This window comes from Methylobacterium sp. NMS14P (genome assembly GCF_028583545.1).
In the GTDB taxonomy this organism is placed as follows: domain Bacteria; phylum Pseudomonadota; class Alphaproteobacteria; order Rhizobiales; family Beijerinckiaceae; genus Methylobacterium.
The window spans coordinates 995,042-1,014,049 of sequence record NZ_CP087106.1 but is presented as its reverse complement, the minus strand read 5'-3'; the positions used below and the strand labels follow the sequence as shown (position 1 = coordinate 1,014,049).

Sequence of the window (19,008 nt, the reverse complement as noted above, 5' to 3'; positions counted from 1 at the left end):
AAATCGGCATCCCGATCGGCATCCAGATCGGCTTCCCCGTGACGTTCCGGCCCAATCCGGCGGCGCAACCGAGCGCGCCGCACCGTGTTGCCGGTTCGGTCTGTCGAGGAAGAGGTGGGTATGGCACGGGTTGCGGTCGTTACCGGAGGCACGGCCGGAATCGGGCTCGCCACCGCGCATGAATTCGCCGCGCGCGGCTGGTCGGTGGCGGTGATCGCGCGGGATCCCGGCCGTCTCGCCGCGGCCGAGCGGGCGCTCGCGGCCTACGGCCAGCCGGTGCTGGCGATCGGCGCCGACGTCGCGGACCCGGAGGCCGTGGACGCGGCCGCCGAGCGGGTCGAGCGCGAGCTCGGCCCGATCCGCGCGTGGGTGAACAACGCCATGTCGACGGTGGTGAACCCGGCCGACCGAATCACCCCGGACGAGTACCGGCGGGTGACCGAGACCACCTATCTCAGCCAAGTCTACGGGACGCTCGCCGCCCTGCGCTACATGAAGCGGCGCGACCGCGGCGCGATCATCCAGGTCTCGTCGGGCCTCGCGATCCGGGCGGCGCCGCTGCAGGCGCCCTACTGCGCGGCCAAGTTCGCGGTCTCGGGTTTCACCGACGCCCTGCGCTGCGAGCTGCTGCACGACCGGGTCAATGTCAGCCTCAGCGTGATCTACCTGCCGGCGGTCAACACGCCCCAGTTCAACTGGGCCCGGAACCGCACCGGCCACCGCCAGTACGCGCCGGACCCGGTCTTCGACCCGCGGCTCTGCGCCGAGGCGATCCTGTACGCGGTCGAGCACCCGCGCCGCGAGGTCTGGGTCGGGCGGTCGTCGGTGATGATGGCGGCCGCCCAGGCGCTGGCGCCGGCGCTCGCCGACCGCAAGGCCGCCTCCATGTGGGCGGCGCAGCTCTCCGACGAGACCATCCCCGAGATGGCGGGCAATCTCGACGCGCCCGTGCCCGGCCCCGCCGGGATCGACGGGCGCTTCTCCGGCCGGACCAAGGCGGGCCGCGCCGAGTTCGTCACGAGCCGCACCCGCGACGTCGTGGTCGGCGGCCTCGTCGGGCTGGCCCTCGTCGGCCTCGCCGGCACCGTCCACGCCGCCCGGTCGGCGCGCCGGCTGCCGGGGCGGACCTGACCGCTGTAACCGACCGCGCCGCCTTGTTACACCCGTTCCGGTTGATAGGCTTGCCGCCGTCTTTGCGAGCGGAGCGAAGCAATCCAGCCGGCGCTACGCTCCCCGGTGTCGCGCTGCCCTGGGTCGCTTCGCTGCGCTCGCGATGACGGAGAGGGCGGCCTGAACCGGGACCATCTCATAGATACTGCCCCGAGGAAGGTCCCAGACGATGCCCGGCTATCTGCCCTTCGCGGGCGCCCTGAAGCTGCCTGCCTACACCTGCGACAATTGCGGGTTCTGGCAGCGGCACTTCGAGGCGCCGGCCGCCTGCCCGATGTGCCTCGACGCCCGCCACGTCGTGCCGCAGGACGGCTGGCGCTTCCGCACCGCCCGCGAGGCGCAGGAGGCCTTCCCCTGCCACTGGCAGGAGCTCGAGTCGGGCGTCTGGCGCTTCTGGAACGAGCCGGTCTCCGGCATCGGGCCGTCCGCCTACCTGATCCAGACCGAGCGCGGGAACATGGGATTCGAGGGCTGCCCGGTCTTCAGCGAGGCCGCCCTCGACCAGATCGAGCGGCTCGGCGGGATGACCGTCCTCTCGGCCTCGCACCCGCATTCCTACGGGGCGCTGCCGCAGCTCCAGGACCGGTTCGACCCGGAGCTGTGCCTGCCGGCGGCCGACTTCACGTGGAGCGCCGCGCTCCAGGTGAGCTGGCCCTACGACGACTTCCTCGAGCCGCTGCCGGGGCTGGAGCTGCACCGCACCGCGGGCCATTTCGATGGCCACGCGATCCTGTACGACCGTAGGCGAAGGATCTGCTTCTGCGGCGACGCGCTGAAGTTCGAGCTCGACCCCGCGGATTTCCGCCGGGCCACCACGATCTCGGCCCACAAGGCCTTCGTGCGCGGGGTGCCGCTCACGCCGTTCGAGCTGCGCCGCTACCGCGACGTGTTCGAGCGCCTCGACTTCGCCCAGACCTGGACGCCGTTCGAGCCCGCCCGCAATTGCGGGCGGTCCGAGGTCCTGGCCCTGCTCGACCGGCTGATGAGCGGCCGGTCGCACGCCGCGCCGGTGCCGCTCGACAGCCTGCGGGTTCAGTGCCGGTAGAGCGGGTCGTTCTCCAGGCGGATCGGCTGGCCGTGGGGCGTCGCCTCCGCGGCCCTCAGGAAGGCGTCGGTCCGCGCCGCGACACTCTCGGGCCCCGCCACGCCGCGCTCGGCCAGGAGCGCCTCCAGCGTCGCGAGCCACGCGCCGTAATCGGCCGCCTGCTCGGGGGCCTCGGCCGGCCGGATCTGCCGGCCGAGGCGGTCCGCCCATTCCGACCACGTGAACAGCCCGGACTCGCGCAGGGAGACCACCAGGGCGAAGACCTGCGCCTCCCAGGGCGCCGCGAAGGGGCTCGGCGACGGGGCGGTCATGCCGGGTCCAGGTACGGTTCGAAGGCCGCCACCGTGACGATCCCGCCCGGGTCGCCGCTCTCACCCCACAGCTCCTGCGCCGTGAAGGCGACCGCGTAGAGCCAGGTCGGGTTCTCGCCCGCCCCGTGGGCGTTGGTGTCGGGGAAGACGAAGACCCCGTCGACGCGCACGATCCGGCCGCGCTTGCCGCGCACGTAGCGGGGCAGCCGCGTGTGGCCGGTCGGGTGCGCGTTGCGCGCTAGGACGGCGTCGCCCACCGCGAAGCGGGCCGGGGCGTCCGCGGCGCGGCTGCTCGGGAAGCCGGCCCGGAACCGCTGCTCCAGCCCCTCGCGGGCCAGGACCCGCGCGACGGGCTTGGCCGGCTCCGCGGATCGGCCGCTCGCCAGCTCGGCCGGCGTCACCAGCCCGGTGCCGACGACCTGCTTCTCCAGCGCCCTGAGCCAGATCTCGTAGTAGCTCGACGCGAGGTATTCCGCGGGCGGCAGGGATTCGCGGTTGGCCCGGCTGCCGTCGAGGTTCCACGCGCCGGTGTAGCCCATGGCCATGGCCAGCGCGAAGACGCGGCGCTCCCACGCGCCGTGGAAGACCGGCTCGTCCGGCTCCGGCACCACAGGCCCGAAGCCGTGCGCGCCGCCGAGATCCTGGGCTCCGTTCATACCGGCATCTCCGCGGGCGCGACCGGGATCGCCTTGGGCAGCCCCGTGCCGATCATGGAATCGCGGGTGACGAGGGCGGCCAGGGCCTCCTCGGAGAAGCCGTCGGTCTCGGCCGGCCGCATCGGCAGGACCATGTAGCGGGTCTCGGCCGTCGAGTCCCAGACGGTGATGCGGGTCGTTTCCGGCAGCGTCACCCCGAACTCGGCGAGCACGCCGCGCGGGTCGATCACCGCCCGGGCCCGGTAGGGCGGCGCCTTGTACCAGACCGGGGGCAGGCCGAGCACCGGCCACGGGTAGCAGGAGCACAGGGTGCAGACGACGAGGTTGTGGGTCTCCGGCGTGTTCTCGACCACCACCATGTGCTCGCCGCCGCGGCCGCCGATGCCCAGCTCGGCGATGGCCGGGGTGGCGTCGGCCAGGAGCCGCGCCCGGAAGGCGGGATCGGTCCAGGCCCGCGCCACGACGCGGGCCCCCGCGTGCGGGCCGACCTTGGTCTCGTAGAGCTCAACCAGGGCGTCGAGGGCCGCCGGCTCGACGTAGCCCTTCTCGGTGAGCAGCGATTCCAGGGCGCGCACCCGGGCCTCGACCGGCGACAGGTCGCTGCCGTGGTGGTGATCGGGGTGGTGATCGTGGTGATCATGCGAGTGCTGCGCGTGATCGTGGCTCATCCCGCTCTCCTGACTATCCGCAATCTGCATCGCCGGGCCGGTCGCCGCCAGCCCGAGAAGGCGGATCCGGCCCGCGTTGTCACCCCGGGCGCTCTGCCTAATTTCCCTGTCACATTCGGGAGCGTTTGGCATCGGTTCAGAATTTTATCGCTACCGACGTTAGAGCTATTCCAGTATACCAGCGTTGGAGGCGGAAACGTTCATGACTGAGGACGCTTCGGACCGGTCAGATGCAGGTGCGGGCGCACGGGAGGGGGCCGGCTACGCCGCGGCCATCGGCCAGCACCTCGCCCTGCCGATCCGGGAGTATTTCAAGGTCGTCGAGCTGGAGCCCCTGCCGGCGCAGCTCGCCGCCCTGGTGTCGCGCTTCGAGGCGGCGGTCGCGGCGCACGGCGAGACGGTCCCCTTCGACTTCCGCGGCGACATCATCAAGGCCCTCCCGGCCCTGCGCACCTTCGCCCTGTCGCTCGTGGGCGACGTGAGCCGCGCCGATGACCTGGTGCAGGAGACCTTCGTGAAGGCCTGGGCGAACCAGGAGCGGTTCCGGCCCGGCACCAACTTCACCGCGTGGCTGTTCACGATCCTGCGCAACCAGTTCTACACCGACCTGCGCAAGACGCGGCGGGAGGTGGAGGACGTGGACGGGACGCACGCCGGGCAGATGACCAGCCCGTCCGACCAGGAGGATGCCAGCACCCTCAAGGTCGTCTGGGAGCGTCTCGGCGACCTGCCGTCGGCGCAGCGCCAGGCGCTGCTGCTGGTGGGCGCCGAGGGCCACACCTACGAGGAGGCCGCGGTCATGCTCGGCTGTCAGGTCGGCACCGTGAAGAGCCGGGTGAGCCGGGCGCGGTCGTCGCTCCTCGACACCCTCGGCGTCGTGGTCGCCGGCCAGGCTCCGGTAGTCTGAACAGGCGGTTCGGCGCGGGATCCGGATCGCCCTCCACGACGCTTCCGGCCCGCCGGCCGCGTCGGTCTCTCCGCTAAGGCGATCGTAAGCCGCGGTCGCATAGGTTCGGTGCGATCTCCGCGGCGGGACGCGCGCATGGGGCCTTCGTCTCAGGAAGACGGCGACGCCGCGGGCTGGGGGCTGGCGCACCCGGTCGGCATCGCCCTCGGTCTCTGCCTCATCGGCCTCGCTGGCTCGTGGGTGATCTGGCGGCTCGGTCTCGTCACCGAAGATTCCGCCCTGATGAGCGCGTTCGTCTGCGTCGTCGTGTGTCTCGGTTTTCTGTCGTTCTGGTTCAGGGATCTAATCTGGGGCGTCAAACTGGTCTCGGCTCTCGTCGTCTGGATCTGGAACCTGTTCAATCGCTGATCCGTGATGGGGGCGGCGCGCGTCGTCGGTCCGCCGCGCTGCCCGGTCGGGCGATGATCGATCGGGCGGGGCGCCCACGAACGCCCCCGCCCCTCACGCCCCCGCCCCTCACGCCCCCGCCCCTCACGCTCCCGCGTCTCACACCGGCGGCCGGCGCAGGTGCCAGTCGGTCGCGCGCTGGTAGGCCTGTCCGATCCGCAGGGCCGTCGTCTCCTCGTAGCCGCGGCAGACGATCTGCAGCGAGAGCGGCAGCCCGGACGCGGTGAAGCCGTTGGGCAGCGCCAGGGCGCAGAGGTCGAGCAGGTTGCCGAACCGGGTGAAGCGCGACGGCAGGTGCGCCTCGTCGACGGCGTCGAGCGCGACGGCCGCGCTCTCGGTGGTCGGCGTCAGGAGGGCGTCGATGCCCGCCAGGGCGGCGTCGTACTGCTGCTTCATCGCGGCCCGGCGGTGGAGCGTGCCGAGGTACTCCTGGGCCGAGACGCTCGCGCCGGCCAGGATCCGCGCCCGGACGGCGTCGCCGAGCTGGGCGGACGGATCCTCCGCCAGGGCCCCGTTGACGAAGTAGGCCTCCGCGTTGGTGATCTGGCTCATGGCCACGCAGTCGCTGAACCGGAACGGCAGGGCGAGGTCGACGATCTCGGCGCCCTGATCGGCCAGGAGGTCGAGGGCCGCGTCGTAGGCGGCCAGCATGTCGGAGGCGACCCCGTCCCGCTCCGCGGCCGGCATCCGGCCGAGGCGCAGGCCGCGGACCCCGCGGTTCAGCGCCGGCCAGGGCGCGTCCGGCGCGACCCCGCGGGTCGTCGGATCGCGGGGATCGGGGCCGGAGATCGCCTCGTAGAGCAGCGCCGCGTCCTCCACGGTGCGGGCCAGCGGTCCGGGCGTGTCGAGGGTCATCGAGAGCGGCACGATCCCCCAGGTCGAGACGCGCCCGACCGTCACCTTGAGGCCCGTCAGCCCGCAGAAGGAGGCCGGCAGGCGCACCGAGCCGCCGGTATCGGTGCCGATGCCCCAGGGCGCCATCCGGGCCGCCACCGACACGCCGGTGCCGCTGCTCGACCCGCCGGGGGTGTGCGGCGTCTCCGGATCCCAGGGATTCCACGGCGTGCCGAGATGCTGGTTCGTGCCCCAGCCGCCGTAGGCGAACTCGACCGTGTGGGTCTTGCCGAGCACGATCATGCCCTGGCCGATGAGGCGCCTGGCGATCGTCGCCGTGCGCTCGGCCCGGCGCGCCCGGTGGGCGGCCGAGCCGCCCATGGTGATCCGGCCCTCGAGGTCGATCAGGTCCTTGAGCACGACCGGGACGCCGTGGAGCGGCCCCACGGCGTGGCCCGACCGGATCGCCCGGTCGGCCCCCTCGGCGGCGAGGCGGGCGTCGGCGGCGAAGACCTCCGTGAAGGCCTGGAGCTTCGGCTCCAGGCGGTCGATCCGGCCGAGGAGGGCCTCGACGGCGTCGACCGGCGAGAGGGTCCGCGCCTGGATCGCCCGGGCGAGCTCGGCCGCGGAGGCGTGTACGGGATCGATGTCGGACATGGGTTCACTGCACGCTGACGAGGGTGAGGTCGACGAACCAGGATTGCGGCGAGACGAAACCCTGGACCTTCTTGGACATCCCGCGGGGATTGAGGTCGTGGACGACGAACAGCCAGGGCGGGTTGTCCACGAGGCGCTCGTGGGCGGCCTTGGTCTGGGCGTCGATCACCTTCGCGTCGGTGGTCTCGGCCAGAGCCTTGAGGGCCGCGTCGAACTGGTCATCCTTCCAGGTGGGGAAGTTGAAGCCGTTCGGCGGGAACCGGTCGCCCGCGAAGTAGCGCGCCATCACGGCGGGGTCCGACGAGGGCGACGAGACGTTCAGCGCCGTCGCCCCCTGGAGGCTCGGCGCGTCGGGGAGAGCGCGGCCAGCATTCAGGAGGACCTGCCACTCGACCACGCTGAAGGTCAGGTCGACGTTGCAGGCCTGCTTCAGGTTCTCCTGCAGGTACTCGTTCATCGGCATCGGCAGCATCTGCCCAGAGCCGGAGGAGGAGATCATCACCTTCAGGCTGAGCGGCTTCTTGTCGGTGTAGCCGGCCTCGGCCAGCAGCGCCTTCCCCTTGGCGGCGTCGAAAGTGTAGCGGTTCTGCGGGCTGCCGAAATTCGGGTCCCGGTCGTTCAGCCACCCGGTCGCCGGCTCGGCGGTCCCGTTGAGGAGCTCGACGATCCCGGCCCGGTCGATGCAGTAGTTCAGGCCCTGCCGGACGCGGACGTCCTTCAGCGGGCTGTCCTTGGCGCCGATGTTGAAGAAGTACGGCCAGACGTGCGGGTACGAGCCCGCGGTGATGGTGAAGCCCGCCTGCTTCAGCGACGGGATCGCGTCGGGCGCCGGCACCTCGATCCAGTCGACCTGGCCGGCCCGCAGGGCGGCGACGCGGGCATTCGCCTCCGGGATCGGCAGCAGCCGGACCCGGTCGACCTTCGCCGTCCGGTTCGGGTCCCAGTAGCCGTCGAACCTGGCGAGATCGACCGCCTCCCGCGGGGCGACGCGGGTGATCCTGAACGGGCCCGTGCCGGCCGCCGGCAGCGCCGCGACCTTGCTCCAGTCGCGACCGGCCTTCTCGAAGGAGGCGGGCGAGGTGAAGAGCAGGTAGACCACCATGTAGGGGAAGTACGACGCGACCTGCGTGGTGGTGATCTGCACGGTCGAATCGTCGACCTTCCGGTAGCTCCCGACCAGCGGCGCCCGGGCCCGCGAGATGCCCGCGCCCTGAGGCTCGAATTGCGGGCTGTCGTTCTTGAAGTAGCGGTCGAGGTTCCAGATCACCGCGTCGGCGTTGAACGGCGTCCCGTCGTGGAACTTCACGCCCTGGCGCAGGTGGAAAGTCCAGACCGCCTTGTCGTTCGGATCCTGCTCCCAGCGCTCGGCCAGCCCCGGGACGATGCCGGCGAGCTTGGTGGTGCTCCTGAGGTCCCACTGCACCAGCCCCTCGAAGATCGGGTAGCCGAGGAAGCGCATCCCCTCGAAGCCGTTGTTGGGCATGCCCGTCGTGGTGGGGATGTCGCTCGCCGTCATGGCGATGCGCAGGACGCTCTCGGCGCTGGCCGACCCCGACAGGGCCACGGTACCCGCCAGGGCGGCAGCAATCAGGCGGCGAAATGTCATCCGGATCCCAATCGTCGAAGTTGCGGCGCGCCAACCGCAATTCCCGCGCCACGCTCAGGCTTAGGCCCTGCGTTCGGCGAACAGAAGATGCCGGACGTCGCCCCTTGCGCGTGGCGCCCGCCGCGCCACGATAATAAAAAATGCGAGTCGCCGGCCGGACGGCCGGCCCGTGAAGGAGACGCCCGTGACCGACGAGACGCCGCCCGCCATGAACGGGGCCGAGAGCTTGGTCCGGACCCTCGTGGAGGGCGGGGTCGAGGTCTGCTTCACCAATCCCGGAACCTCCGAGATGCACTTCGTCGCCGCCCTCGATCGCGTCGAGGGCATGCGCTGCGTCCTGTTCCTGTTCGAGGGCGGGGCGACGGGCGCCGCCGACGGCTACGCCCGCATGGCCGACAGGCCGGCCTCGACCCTGCTCCATCTCGGGCCCGGGTTGGCCAACGGGCTGGCCAACCTCCACAACGCCAAGAAGGCGCGCACGCCCGTCGTCAACATCGTCGGCGAGCACGCGACCTACCACCGGGAGTACAACGCGCCGCTCACCTCGGACATCGAGGGGCTCGCCCACCCGATGTCCTCCTGGGTGCGGACGGGCATGAGCGCGACCGAGATCGGCTCCGACGGCGCCGCCGCCATCGCGGCCGCCCGGACCGCCCCGGGCCAAGTCGCGACCCTGATCCTGCCGGCCAACACCGCCTGGGATCCCGGCGCCGGGCCCGCGCCGGTGCCGCCGATCCCCGAGCGGGCGAAGGCCGGCGACGACGCGGTCGCGGCGGCCGTGCGGGCGCTGCAGAGCGGTGAGCCCGTGCTCCTGCATCTCGGCGACCGGGCCGTCCGGAACGAGGGCCGGGTTCTCGCCGACCGGATCGCCCGCAAGACCGGCGCCACGCTGATGGCGATGACGTCCAACGCCCGGATCGACCGCGGCGCCGGCACCGTGCCGATCGAGCGCCTCCCCTACCCGATCGACCAGGGCATCGACGCCCTGAAGGGCTTCCGCCACATCATCCTGATCGGCGCGACGCCGCCGGTGGGCTTCTTCGCCTATCCGGGCAAGCCGAGCCTGCTGGCGCCGGAGGGCAGCACCACGATCACGCTGGCCACGCCCGAGGAGGACCAGATCGACGCCCTCGAGCGGCTCGCCGAGGCCGTCGCGGCCCCGCCGGCCGAGCCGGTCGCCGTCGGGCCGCGCCCGAAGCTCCCGACCTCCGGGCCCCTCGACCAGGACACGATCGGGCAGGTGCTCGGCGCGCTGATCCCCGAGGGCGCGGTGATCTGCGACGAGTCGATCACCACGGGCCGCAACTTCTTCGCCCTGACCCGGGACGCGGCGCCCCACACCTGGCTGCAGCTCAGCGGCGGCTCGATCGGCCTCGGCATCCCGATGGCGACCGGCGCGGCCGTGGCCTGCCCCGACCGCAAGGTCATCAACCTGCAGGCCGATGGCAGCGGGCTCTATACGGTGCAGGCGCTCTGGACCCAGGCCCGCGAGCACCTCGACGTGGTGACGCTCGTCTGGTCGAACCGCTCCTACGCGATCCTGCGGGCGGAGCTCACCAACGTCGGCGCGCTCAACCCCGGCCCGAAGGCGCTGGGCATGCTGAGCCTCGACGATCCGGCCATCGATTGGGTGAGCCTCGCCCGCGGCTTCGGCGTCGCCGGGCGGCGGGTCGAGACCCTGCCCGACTTCATCGAGGCGTTCCAGCACGCGCTGGCCAACGCGGGGCCGCACCTCATCGAAGTGGCTCTGTGAGCGGGACGGCCCACGCCCTCGCCGGCCTCGACGGGCCGGTGGAGATCCGCGTCGACCGCTGGGGGCTCGCGCATATCCGCGCCGGCACCGCGCTCGACGCCTTCCGCGCGCAGGGGTTCAACGCCGCCCGGGACCGGCTCTGGCAGCTCGACCTCTGGCGCAAGCGCGGCCTCGGCCTGCTGGCGGCGGATTTCGGGCCCGGCTACCTCGCCCAGGACCGGGCCGCCCGGCTGTTCCTCTACCGCGGCGACATGGCGGCCGAGTGGGCGGCCTACGGGCCGCAGGACACGCGGGCCATCGTCGCGGCCTTCGTGGCGGGGATCAACGCCTACGTCGCCCTCACCGAGGCGCGGCCCGACCTGCGCCCGCCGGAGTTCGCCCTGACCGACACGCGTCCGGCCCTGTGGCAACCGGAGGACGTGGTGCGCATCCGCAGCCACGCGCTGATCCGCAACGTCCTCTCCGAGGTCGCCCGCGCGCGGGTGCTCGCCCGGGCTCGGAGCCCGGCGGACGGGCTCGCCGTCGACGACCTGCGCAAGCGGATCAGCCCGCCCCACGAAACTCACGTCCCGGACGGGCTCGACGCCGCCGACTGGCCGGACGACCTCCTCGACGCCTTCCGGCTGGCCACGGCGACGGTGGGGTTCGGCCCGGACCGGATGGCGGCGTCCCGCGCGGAGGCCTGGGACTGGTCGAAGGTGGACGCGCACGGAACCGTCACGCGCGGCCCCCGCGGCGCGCCGAAGGAGCCGGCCGAGGGCTCGAACAACTGGGCGGTCGGGCCAACCCGCACCGCCACCGGGCGGCCGATCCTGGCGAGCGACCCGCACCGGGTCTACCTGCAGCCCTCGCTGCGCTACGCCGTCCACCTCACCGCGCCGGGGCTCGACGTGATCGGGGCCGGCGAGCCGGCCCTGCCCGGCATCTCCATCGGTCATAACGGCCACGCCGCCTTCAGCCTCACGATCGCGCCGTTCGATCAGGAGGACCTGTTCGTCTGCGAGACCGACCCGGCCGATCCCGACCGCTACCGCTACCGCGACGGCTGGGAGCCGATCGCGCGCGTCGCGGAGAAGATCCCGGTGCGCGGCGGTCCGGACGAGACCGTGATCCTCGGCTTCACCCGGCACGGGCCGGTCCTCCGCGAGGGCGGGGGCCGCGCCTTCGCGCTGCGGACCGTCTGGTCGGAGCCCGGCGCTGCCGCCTATCTCGGCAGCCTCGCCTATCTCGGCGCCACGACGCCCGAGGCCTTCGGCGAGGCCCTGCGCCACTGGTCGGCGCCCTCGGTGAACCAGCTCTACGCCGACACGGCGGGGCGGATCGCGTGGTTCATGGCCGGCAAGGCGCCAGTGCGGCCCGGCCACGACGGGTTGCTGCCGGCGCCGGGCGACGGCCGCTACGACTGGGCCGGCTTCCACGATCCCGCCGCCCTGCCCCGCAGCGTCGATCCGGAAGCGGGCTGGCTCGCCACCGCCAACGAGATGAACCTGCCGCCGGACTATCCCGCGGAGGACCGGAGGGTCGGGTTCGAGTGGGCCGAGCCCTGGCGCGCGCGCCGCATCCGGGCGGTCCTCGGCGGTCAGGACCGGCACAGCCTCGCGGATTCGCGGGCGCTCCAGGGCGACGTCGTCTCCGAGCCGGCCCGGCGGCTGGCCGATCTCGTACGGGCCCTGCCGGCGGCGGGCGATCCCGACGCCGCAGCGGCCCGGGCCGTGCTGACCGCGTTCGACGGCGCGCTGCACCACGGCTCCGCGGCGGCCGCCCTCATCGAGGTGGTCTGGGTCCGGCACCTCCGCCCGGCCCTGCTCGCGGCGCTCGTGCCCGATGCCGGGACGCGCCGCCTCCTCCCGCCCGGCGACACGCAGAGCCTGATCGAGCGGCTGGAGACCGATCTCGACCCGGCGACGCGCGCCGCCCTTCTCACCGACGCCCTCGGCGCCGGCCTTCGCACCTGCCGGGAGCGGATGGGCGCCGACCCCGCGGACTGGTCGTGGGGGCGCCTGCACCACGCGCTGTTCGCGCACCCGCTGACGGCCCTGGCCCCCGGATCCGGCTGGGACGTCGGCCCGCTGCCCGTGGGCGGCGCCGCGGCATCGGTCATGCACGCGGAGTACCGGACCGACACGTTCCGGCTCACCCACGGCGCCTCGTTCCGCATGGTCGTGGACGTGGGAGACTGGGACCGCTCGGTCTTCATCAACGTGCCGGGCCAGTCGGGGGACCCGGGAAATCCGCACTACGCCGACCTGGCCCCGGTCTGGGGGCGCCAGGACTACGTGCCGATGCTCTACGGCCGCGCGGCCGTGGACGCGGCGACCGAGACGGTGATCACGCTGACCCCGAGCCCCGCCTGACCCGGCGGCCGGGACGGATTGGGACAGGACCTTGAAGATCTTCATCGCCGGCCTCGCCACTGAGACCAACACCTTCGCGCCGCTGCCCACCGGGCGGTCGGCGTTCCGCGCCGACTACGCCCGCCGGGACGGCAGCCGGAACCCGCCGAGCCTCAGCAATATCGGCCTCAAGGCCTGGCGCGCGCTGGCCGAGGCGGACCGGCACACGGTCGTCGAGAGCCTCTCGACCTTCGCGCAGCCCGGCGGGATCACCCTGCGGGGCGTCTACGAGGAGCTGCGCGACGCCCTGCTGGAGGACCTGGAGGCCGCGATGCCGGTCGACGCGGTGCTGCTGTTCATGCACGGCGCCATGGTGGCCGAGGGGTACGACGACTGCGAGGGCGACATCCTGGAGCGGGTCCGCGCCGTCGTCGGCCCGGACGCCACGATCGGCGTCGAGCTCGACCTCCACTGTCACCTGACCGAGACGATGCGGGCCAGCGCCGACGTCATCGTGATCTACAAGGAATACCCGCACACCGACATCGTCGACCGCGCCCGCGACCTGTACCCGCTGGTCGTCCGGACCGTGGCGAAGGACATCCGGCCGGTGATGGCCTACGCCGACTGCCGGATCGTCAACATGTGGCGCACCAGCCGCGAGCCGGTCGCGGGCTTCGTGCGCCGGATGGAGGCGCTGGAGGGGCGCGACGGCATCCTGTCGGTCTCCTTCGGGCACGGCTTCCCCTGGGGCGACGTGGCCGATGTGGGCGCCAAGATGCTGGTCGTGGCCGACGGCGATGCCGGCAAGGCGCAGGCGCTGGCCGACGAACTGGCCGGCGCCGTCTGGGCGATGCGCGAGGAGGCGGCGAGCCGCTGCGACACGATCGACGCGGCCATCGATCGCGCCCTCGCCTCAGGCGACCCGCGCCCGATGGTGCTCGCGGACTTCGCCGACAATGCCGGCGCGGGCGCGCCCTCCGACAACACCGCGATCCTCGCCCGCCTCGCCGAGCGGGGCATCGCGGACGTGGCGCTCGGCCTGATCTGGGATCCCGGCGCGGTCGGCATCTGCCACGAGGCTGGCCTCGGGGCGACCTTCACCCTCCGGATCGGCGGCAAGTGCGGCGTCACCTCGGGTGACCCCGTGGACCTGCGCGTCACGGTCCGCGGCCTCTCGGACGACCACAGCCAGACCGGCCTCAGCGGCGGTCGGGCCCATCTCGGCCCCGCGGCCTGGGTGGAGGCGGACGGGATCCACGTGGTGCTGACCCACAAGCGCCAGCAGGCCTTCGCGCCCGACGCGTTCACGGGCCTCGGCCTGAGCCTCGACGACAAGCGGATCGTCGTGGTGAAGTCGATGCAGCACTTCTACGCCGCCTTCGCGCCGATCGCGAGCGAGGTCCGCTACGTCGCGGCGCCCGGCGCCGTGCCGCCGGATTACGGCGCGATCCCCTACACCAAGCGGTCCGGCCTCTACTGGCCGCGGGTCGCCGATCCGTTCGCCGAGGAGAACGCCCGATGATCCCGGAGATGATCCCGGACCTGCCCTTCGACGCGCGCGACATCCTCGCGACCCTGCGCCCCTGGGTCGAGTGCGAGAGCCCCACCCACGACGCGGCGGCGGTCAACCGCATGATGGGCGTCGCCGCCCGCGACCTCGCGCTCCTCGGGGCGACCGTCGAGACGATCCCGGGCCGCATGGGCCTGAGCGACTGCGTCCGCGCCCGGTTCCCGCACCGGGACCGCGACGCGCCCGGCATCCTGGTGCTCGGCCACCTCGACACGGTGCATCCGGTCGGCACCCTCGGGAGCCTGCCCTGGCGGATCGAGGGCGACCGCGCCTACGGTCCCGGCATCCTCGACATGAAGGGCGGCAACGTCCTCGCGCTGGCGGCGATCCGCGCCCTGGCGGCGGCCGGGATCGAGACGCCGCTGCCGGTGACCGTCCTGTTCACCGGCGACGAGGAGGTCGGCAGCCCCTCCACCCGCGACCTGATCGAGGCGGAGGCCGCCCGCCACGCCTTCGTGCTGGTGCCCGAGCCCGGCCAGCCCGAGAACGGGGTCGTCACCGGGCGCTACGCCATCGCGCGCTTCGACCTCGAGGCCCTGGGGCGCCCGAGCCACGCCGGCGCCTCGCCCCACGAGGGGCGCTCGGCGATCCGCGCGATGGCGCGGAAGATCCTCGCCATCGACGCGCTGTCGGACGCCGACTGCACCGTCTCGACCGGGATCGTCTCGGGCGGGCAGTGGGTGAACTGCGTCCCGACCGTCTGCCGCGGGCAGGCGCTCAGCATGGCCAAGCGGCAGGCCGACCTCGACCGCGGCGTCGAGCGGATGCTGGCCCTGTCGAGCGAGGAGGACGGTGTCCGCTTCACCGTGACCCGGGGTGTGACCCGGCCGGTCTGGGAGCCGGATGCGGGCTGCATGGCGCTCTACGAGCGGGCGCGCGCGCTGAGCGAGGCGCTGGGCCAGCCCCTGCCCCATCGCAGCGCCGGCGGCGGCTCGGACGGCAACTTCACCGGCGCCAACGGCATCCCGACCCTCGACGGGCTCGGGCCGCTGGGCCAGGGCTACCACACCCTGGAGGAGCACGTGCTGATCGAGACCCTGCCGCAGCGGGCCCGGCTGTTCGCGGCCCTGCTCGCCAGCCTCGGCGCCGCCGGCCGGGCCTGAGCCCGGCCGCGCCGCTCTCAAGCGCGACCCCGCCCGAGGGCCGCGACCGCCAGCGCGCCCAGCAGGCCCCCGGCCGTGCCGCCGCCGAAGAAGCCCGCCAGGGCGAGGAGCGGTCCCGACGACGCGGTCAGGAGACAGATCAGGGTGCTCCCGAGGCACCCGCCGGTGGCGATCATCGACATGCCGCGCCCTCTGCAACCAATGGTTGTAAAAGCGGGGCAGCCACGTTTCGGTTCCGGCGGACGCGGTTCCGCGTCAGGCCGGGTCGACCGGCATCTCCGGCACGCCGCCGGCCTCGATCGCCGCGCCGGCCGCGAGGCAGAGGTCTTCCCGGTAGCGGGCGGCGACCAGCTGCACGCCGACGGGCGTGCGCCCGACGAGGCCGGTCGTCACCGTGAGCGCCGGCACGCCGATCGGCGCCAGCCCGACCTGCAGCAGGTTGGCCTCGAAGGCCCGGGCGATGCCGGCATCGCCGGTGCGGTCGAGCCCGTCCGGGAAGGGCAGCTCGCCCGAGACCGGGACCAGCAGCACGGGGTTCTCGGCGAGGAACAGCGCCCAGTCCCGCGCCAGCGTCGCGCGCCGCGTCAGCGCCCGGGCGATGGCGTCGGGCGCCATCGCCTCGGCCCGGGGCCGGAAGCTCTCCAGGAGGCCGATCGCCGCCGGATCCCCTTCGCGCTCCGCCGCGGCCCGGACCGCCGCGTAGCCGTCGCCGAGCCAGAGCTGGAGCTGGAGCTCGCACGCCTCCCGGATCGGCGGGGTGTCGGCGATCTCCGTGACCGCCCATCCCGCCTCGCTCAGGCGCCGCGCGGCCTCGCGCAGGGCGGCCTCGACCTCCGGTGCGGTGGCGAGCCCCCCGGGCCGCACGCAGAGCGCGACCTTGCGCGCGACGGGCGGTCCGTCCGGCGGCGCCGGCACCCACCACGGGTCGCGCGGGTCGGGCGCCGCCATGACCTCGAGGCCGAGGCGCACGTCGGCGATGCTGCGGGCGAGCGGGCCGGAGACCGCCATCAGCTGGGGACCGATGCCGCGCTCGGGTGAGGACGCGTTCCAGGCCGGGATCCGGCCCAGGCTCGGACGCAGCCCGTGCACCCCGCAGGCGTAGGCCGGGTAGCGCACCGAGCCGGCGATGTCGGTGCCGTGCGCGATCGCCCCGATCCCGGCCGCCACCGCGGCGCCGGCGCCCCCGGACGAGCCGCCGGGCGTCAGCGCCGGGTCGCGGGGGTTCCTAGTGTCGCCGTGGAGCTGGTTCGTGGTGAACCAGCGCAGCGAGAAGGCCGGGGTGTTGGTCCGCCCGAGCAGCACGGCGCCGGCCCGGCGCAGGTTGGCCACGACGGGGTTGTCGTCCGTCGCCACGAGGTCGCGCTGGAGGCGCAGCCCGTTCGTCGTCGCGAAGCCGCGCTGGTCGGCGTTGACCTTGACGGTGACCGGCACGCCCGCGAGCGGACCGGGAGCCTCGCCGCGCGCCCGGGCGGCGTCCACCGCGTCCGCCTGCGCCAGCACGTCCTCCGGGCGGTGCTCGACCACGGCGTTGATCCGCCCGTTGACGGCGTCGAGCCGGTCGAGGGCGTCCCGCGCGACCTCCCGGGCCGAGACCTGACCGGAGCGGATCAGGGCCGCGAGGTCGGTCGCCGTCAGACGCCAGAGCTGCATGGGTGTTCCTTTCGCGCGCCCGGACGGGCGGGATCCATCCTACGATTCGCACCGCCCGAGCGGCTCTCGGCCGGCGCACGCAGCATATTCAAAATGCAAGACGGCGGCCGCTTTTTTACGCATCCGCGGATCGCGAGCCCGGCCAAGGCTTTGCCGCATTGCAGCAGAAGGACCTAAGCATTTCGACGTATACGACCCTTGCCACCTTCGGAACGACTGATAACCTCGCCCTCGTTCGCGCGTTCGACCGGCCAATCCAGCGAGAAGGGACGATTTCCTCAGACGAAAGCAGGCAACCTCCAGCATAAGGCAGGCTTCCATGGCAGAGGTGATTCGCGTCAGGCCGACCCACGACGGCACCTATACCGTGTATCGCGGCACACTCGCGTTGATATGCGGTCTCACCCGCCTCCAGGCCGAGCGCTACGAAGCAAGTCTCAGCCGACAGCAGCGCGCCGACCTCGCGGTCGCCGGCATCTGAACCGCATCGTCGCCGATCATCGGGCCGGCGCCGCCGTCGCGGCCGTGCCGGCTCGCGCCCTCATGCGCGCCCCGGCGCGCCGAGGTCCAGCGTCCCGAGGTCGCCCACGGTGCCCGACGCGTCGAGGCCCCGCCGACGGGCCGTGACCGCGTAACCCTGTTCCGCCCGGCCGATCTCGAACAGCAGGTAGGAGGCCCGGCGCGACGCGATCGCCCCGTGACCGTCCGCGCGCGCCGAGGCGGAAGGGGCACCGATGACCGGGACGGTGCGGCCGTCCGGCCCCGCGATCCGGGCGGTGCTGGTGACGTGATTGTGACCGTGCAGGATCAGGTCCGCGCCGGCCCGCGCGATCATCGCGGTGAACGCCGCCGCGTCCTTCAGCTCGCGCCCCGGCGAGGCGCCTCCGGGCTGCGGCGGATGGTGGATCATCACCACCCGGAAGGGGCGCCCCGGCTCGGTGGCCAGGGCGCGGAGCAGGGTCTCGGCCGCGGCCAGCTGCGACGCGCCGAGGCGGCCGGTCGCCACGAAGGGCTTCGTCGGGATCGCGCTGGACAGGCCGACCAGGGCCAGGGGCCCGCGCCGCCGCAGATAGGGGAAGTGGCCCCAGGAGCCCGAATCGTCCCCCGTGTAGCGGCCGCAGGCGGCCAGCAGCCCCTCCAGGGAGCCGCGGACGTAGGCGTCGTGGTTGCCCGGCACGAAGCTCACCGCCTCGGGGGATCCCAGAGCCTCCAGGAAGGTGCGGGCGGTCTCCCACTCGCTGGGCAGGCCGATGTTGCACAGGTCGCCCGTGCAGGCGACGTGCCCGGCCCCCTGCGCCTTCAGGTCGGTGACCAGCGCCTCCAGCACGGTCATGTCGTGGCTGCGCGAGCGCCCGCGCCGCCAGTTGGCGTAGCCGGTGGCGCGCTTGCCGATGAGCTGGCGGAGGCGCACCGGCCCGAGGGGCCCGACATGCGGATCGCTGAGATGGGCGAGGCGGAAGGTCAACGCCGGTGGTCACCCTCAACACGGGGAGAGGCGCCCCGCATCGCGGGCGCGGCGCGTCCCGTCAAGCGCTTCCGATCAGCATCCCGACGACCAGCACCAGCGCGCCGCCGAGCATGACCTGCAGGGCCGCGCGCCAGAACGGCGTCGCCATGAAGCGCGTGCGGATCGCCGCGATGACCGCGAGTTCCACGATCACCACCAGGACCGCGAGGCTCGTGGCCAGGACGAACGGGTTCGGCCAGCCGGCCGGGAGCGTGTCGGGGATCGCGTAGGGCAGCGTGTGGCCGAGGCCGCCGAGGGTCGTCATCGCCCCGCAGACGAGGCCGCGCAGCCACGGGTCGCCGCGGCCGGTGACGGCGCCGTCGTCCGACAGGGCCTCGGTGAACCCCATGCTGATGCCGGCCCCGACCGAGGCCGCGAGCCCCACCAGGAAGGTCGCGCCGTTGTGACCCGTCGCGAACGCCGCCGCGAAGATCGGCGCGAGGGTCGAGACCGAGCCGTCGATCAGGCCGGCGAGGCCGGGCTGCACGTAGCGCAGCACGAAGGCGCGGCGCGCTTCGGCGTGCAGTTCTGCGGCGCTGTCGAGCGCGGCGGCCATGCAAATCTCCATCCTTAGATCGATTCCAATCTATAGTCTGGAATTGATCTAAACAAGGCCCGCTGCCGTGTTTTCGCCGCGCCGCGGGAGCATCCGCGGCGCCGGAATGCCCGCCGATCCCGGCGGCCTATCCGTGTGGTTGTGGACGAGGCCGATTGTCTCGTCTCCGGAGCGGGGGCTAGACCATGCGCGGTCGAATGCGATCCGGAACTGATCGGGCGGCGGCGTGCCG

Annotated in this window: 17 protein-coding genes and 1 pseudogene; 9 read left to right on the top strand and 9 right to left on the bottom strand. The window is 73.1% G+C overall.

The window, feature by feature from the left end:
- Positions 1–120 precede the first annotated feature (120 nt).
- Together LOK46_RS04805 and LOK46_RS04800 are read left to right on the top strand one after the other, a co-directional pair.
- Positions 121–1,131, top strand: coding sequence for an SDR family oxidoreductase (locus LOK46_RS04805; protein WP_273562731.1), 1,011 nt, complete (start codon positions 121–123; stop codon positions 1,129–1,131).
- A gap of 208 nt (positions 1,132–1,339) precedes the next feature.
- Positions 1,340–2,215 (top strand): MBL fold metallo-hydrolase, encoded by an 876-nt coding sequence (locus LOK46_RS04800; protein ID WP_273562730.1) that lies wholly within the window; start codon positions 1,340–1,342, stop codon positions 2,213–2,215.
- On the opposite strand, the gene LOK46_RS04795 is transcribed toward LOK46_RS04800, so the two are convergent.
- The 3 genes from LOK46_RS04795 to nthA are packed head-to-tail and all read right to left on the bottom strand — an operon-like array spanning position 2,203 to position 3,850.
- A complete protein-coding gene (locus LOK46_RS04795; protein WP_273562729.1) occupies positions 2,203–2,526 on the bottom strand; it encodes a nitrile hydratase accessory protein in 324 nt (107 codons plus the stop codon). The genes LOK46_RS04800 and LOK46_RS04795 overlap by 13 nt on opposite strands.
- Positions 2,523–3,182 (bottom strand): nitrile hydratase subunit beta, encoded by a 660-nt coding sequence (gene nthB, locus LOK46_RS04790; RefSeq protein ID WP_273562728.1) that lies wholly within the window; start codon positions 3,180–3,182, stop codon positions 2,523–2,525. Before nthB ends, LOK46_RS04795 begins: the two co-directional genes overlap by 4 nt.
- Positions 3,179–3,850 carry a nitrile hydratase subunit alpha gene (gene nthA, locus LOK46_RS04785; protein WP_273562727.1) on the bottom strand — a complete coding sequence of 224 codons (672 nt, stop codon included), beginning with the start codon at positions 3,848–3,850 and terminating at the stop codon, positions 3,179–3,181. Before nthA ends, nthB begins: the two co-directional genes overlap by 4 nt.
- A 202-nt stretch (positions 3,851–4,052) precedes the next feature.
- Between nthA and LOK46_RS04780 the strand changes: the two genes are divergently transcribed.
- Together LOK46_RS04780 and LOK46_RS04775 are read left to right on the top strand one after the other, a co-directional pair.
- Positions 4,053–4,757 (top strand): sigma-70 family RNA polymerase sigma factor, encoded by a 705-nt coding sequence (locus LOK46_RS04780; protein ID WP_273562726.1) that lies wholly within the window; start codon positions 4,053–4,055, stop codon positions 4,755–4,757.
- 135 nt (positions 4,758–4,892) lie between these two features.
- Entirely contained in the window at positions 4,893–5,165 is a 273-nt protein-coding gene (locus LOK46_RS04775) for a hypothetical protein (protein ID WP_273562725.1), read from the top strand.
- 138 nt (positions 5,166–5,303) lie between these two features.
- On the opposite strand, the gene LOK46_RS04770 is transcribed toward LOK46_RS04775, so the two are convergent.
- Positions 5,304–6,695: an amidase gene (locus tag LOK46_RS04770; protein WP_273562724.1), complete on the bottom strand. Its 1,392-nt coding sequence runs from the start codon at positions 6,693–6,695 to the stop codon at positions 5,304–5,306.
- Positions 6,696–6,699: 4 nt separating this feature from the next.
- Entirely contained in the window at positions 6,700–8,301 is a 1,602-nt protein-coding gene (locus LOK46_RS04765) for an ABC transporter substrate-binding protein (RefSeq protein WP_273562723.1), read from the bottom strand.
- Positions 8,302–8,509: 208 nt separating this feature from the next.
- Between LOK46_RS04765 and LOK46_RS04760 the strand changes: the two genes are divergently transcribed.
- Genes LOK46_RS04760 through LOK46_RS04745 form a run of 4 tightly spaced genes read left to right on the top strand, consistent with a single transcriptional unit; the run spans position 8,510 to position 15,063 of the window.
- Positions 8,510–10,054, top strand: a complete 1,545-nt coding sequence (locus LOK46_RS04760) for an acetolactate synthase large subunit (RefSeq protein WP_273564539.1) — start codon at positions 8,510–8,512, stop codon at positions 10,052–10,054.
- On the top strand, positions 10,051–12,408 hold the full coding sequence (locus tag LOK46_RS04755; protein ID WP_273562722.1) for a penicillin acylase family protein: 2,358 nt from the start codon (positions 10,051–10,053) through the stop codon (positions 12,406–12,408). Before LOK46_RS04760 ends, LOK46_RS04755 begins: the two co-directional genes overlap by 4 nt.
- Before the next feature lie 31 nt (positions 12,409–12,439).
- Entirely contained in the window at positions 12,440–13,912 is a 1,473-nt protein-coding gene (locus LOK46_RS04750) for a M81 family metallopeptidase (protein WP_273562721.1), read from the top strand.
- Positions 13,913–13,920: 8 nt separating this feature from the next.
- Complete coding sequence (locus LOK46_RS04745; protein ID WP_273564538.1) at positions 13,921–15,063, top strand: M20/M25/M40 family metallo-hydrolase; 1,143 nt, start codon at positions 13,921–13,923, stop codon at positions 15,061–15,063.
- A gap of 17 nt (positions 15,064–15,080) precedes the next feature.
- Here LOK46_RS04745 and LOK46_RS04740 read toward each other — a convergent pair whose 3' ends face one another.
- Together LOK46_RS04740 and LOK46_RS04735 are read right to left on the bottom strand one after the other, a co-directional pair.
- On the bottom strand, positions 15,081–15,245 hold the full coding sequence (locus LOK46_RS04740) for a hypothetical protein (RefSeq protein ID WP_273562720.1): 165 nt from the start codon (positions 15,243–15,245) through the stop codon (positions 15,081–15,083).
- A 73-nt stretch (positions 15,246–15,318) separates the two neighbouring features.
- A complete protein-coding gene (locus LOK46_RS04735) occupies positions 15,319–16,713 on the bottom strand; it encodes an amidase family protein (protein WP_273562719.1) in 1,395 nt (464 codons plus the stop codon).
- Positions 16,714–17,032: 319 nt separating this feature from the next.
- On the opposite strand from LOK46_RS04735, the gene LOK46_RS04730 reads away from it, so the two are divergent.
- Complete coding sequence (locus tag LOK46_RS04730; protein WP_012317896.1) at positions 17,033–17,194, top strand: hypothetical protein; 162 nt, start codon at positions 17,033–17,035, stop codon at positions 17,192–17,194.
- A gap of 60 nt (positions 17,195–17,254) precedes the next feature.
- Here the strand turns inward: LOK46_RS04730 and LOK46_RS04725 are convergent, their stop codons facing one another.
- Together LOK46_RS04725 and LOK46_RS04720 are read right to left on the bottom strand one after the other, a co-directional pair.
- Positions 17,255–18,178: a metallophosphoesterase family protein gene (locus LOK46_RS04725; protein ID WP_273562718.1), complete on the bottom strand. Its 924-nt coding sequence runs from the start codon at positions 18,176–18,178 to the stop codon at positions 17,255–17,257.
- 61 nt (positions 18,179–18,239) lie between these two features.
- Positions 18,240–18,755 (bottom strand): annotated as a pseudogene (locus tag LOK46_RS04720) (VIT1/CCC1 transporter family protein); the annotation flags it as partial.
- Between the last annotated feature and the right edge of the window lie 253 nt (positions 18,756–19,008).

Bases quoted from the DNA above. Each gene is read 5' to 3' on its own strand.
- LOK46_RS04770 (WP_273562724.1), bottom strand. From the start codon at position 6,695: ATGTCCGACATCGATCCCGTACACGCCTCCGCGGCCGAGCTCGCCCGG.
- LOK46_RS04780 (WP_273562726.1), top strand. From the start codon at position 4,053: ATGACTGAGGACGCTTCGGACCGGTCAGATGCAGGTGCGGGCGCACGG.
- LOK46_RS04765 (WP_273562723.1), bottom strand. From the start codon at position 8,301: ATGACATTTCGCCGCCTGATTGCTGCCGCCCTGGCGGGTACCGTGGCC.
- LOK46_RS04795 (WP_273562729.1), bottom strand. From the start codon at position 2,526: ATGACCGCCCCGTCGCCGAGCCCCTTCGCGGCGCCCTGGGAGGCGCAG.
- LOK46_RS04735 (WP_273562719.1), bottom strand. From the start codon at position 16,713: ATGCAGCTCTGGCGTCTGACGGCGACCGACCTCGCGGCCCTGATCCGC.
- LOK46_RS04730 (WP_012317896.1), top strand. From the start codon at position 17,033: ATGGCAGAGGTGATTCGCGTCAGGCCGACCCACGACGGCACCTATACC.
- nthA (WP_273562727.1), bottom strand. From the start codon at position 3,850: ATGAGCCACGATCACGCGCAGCACTCGCATGATCACCACGATCACCAC.
- LOK46_RS04760 (WP_273564539.1), top strand. From the start codon at position 8,510: ATGAACGGGGCCGAGAGCTTGGTCCGGACCCTCGTGGAGGGCGGGGTC.
- LOK46_RS04775 (WP_273562725.1), top strand. From the start codon at position 4,893: ATGGGGCCTTCGTCTCAGGAAGACGGCGACGCCGCGGGCTGGGGGCTG.
- LOK46_RS04740 (WP_273562720.1), bottom strand. From the start codon at position 15,245: ATGTCGATGATCGCCACCGGCGGGTGCCTCGGGAGCACCCTGATCTGT.
- LOK46_RS04805 (WP_273562731.1), top strand. From the start codon at position 121: ATGGCACGGGTTGCGGTCGTTACCGGAGGCACGGCCGGAATCGGGCTC.
- LOK46_RS04745 (WP_273564538.1), top strand. From the start codon at position 13,921: ATGATCCCGGACCTGCCCTTCGACGCGCGCGACATCCTCGCGACCCTG.
- LOK46_RS04800 (WP_273562730.1), top strand. From the start codon at position 1,340: ATGCCCGGCTATCTGCCCTTCGCGGGCGCCCTGAAGCTGCCTGCCTAC.
- nthB (WP_273562728.1), bottom strand. From the start codon at position 3,182: ATGAACGGAGCCCAGGATCTCGGCGGCGCGCACGGCTTCGGGCCTGTG.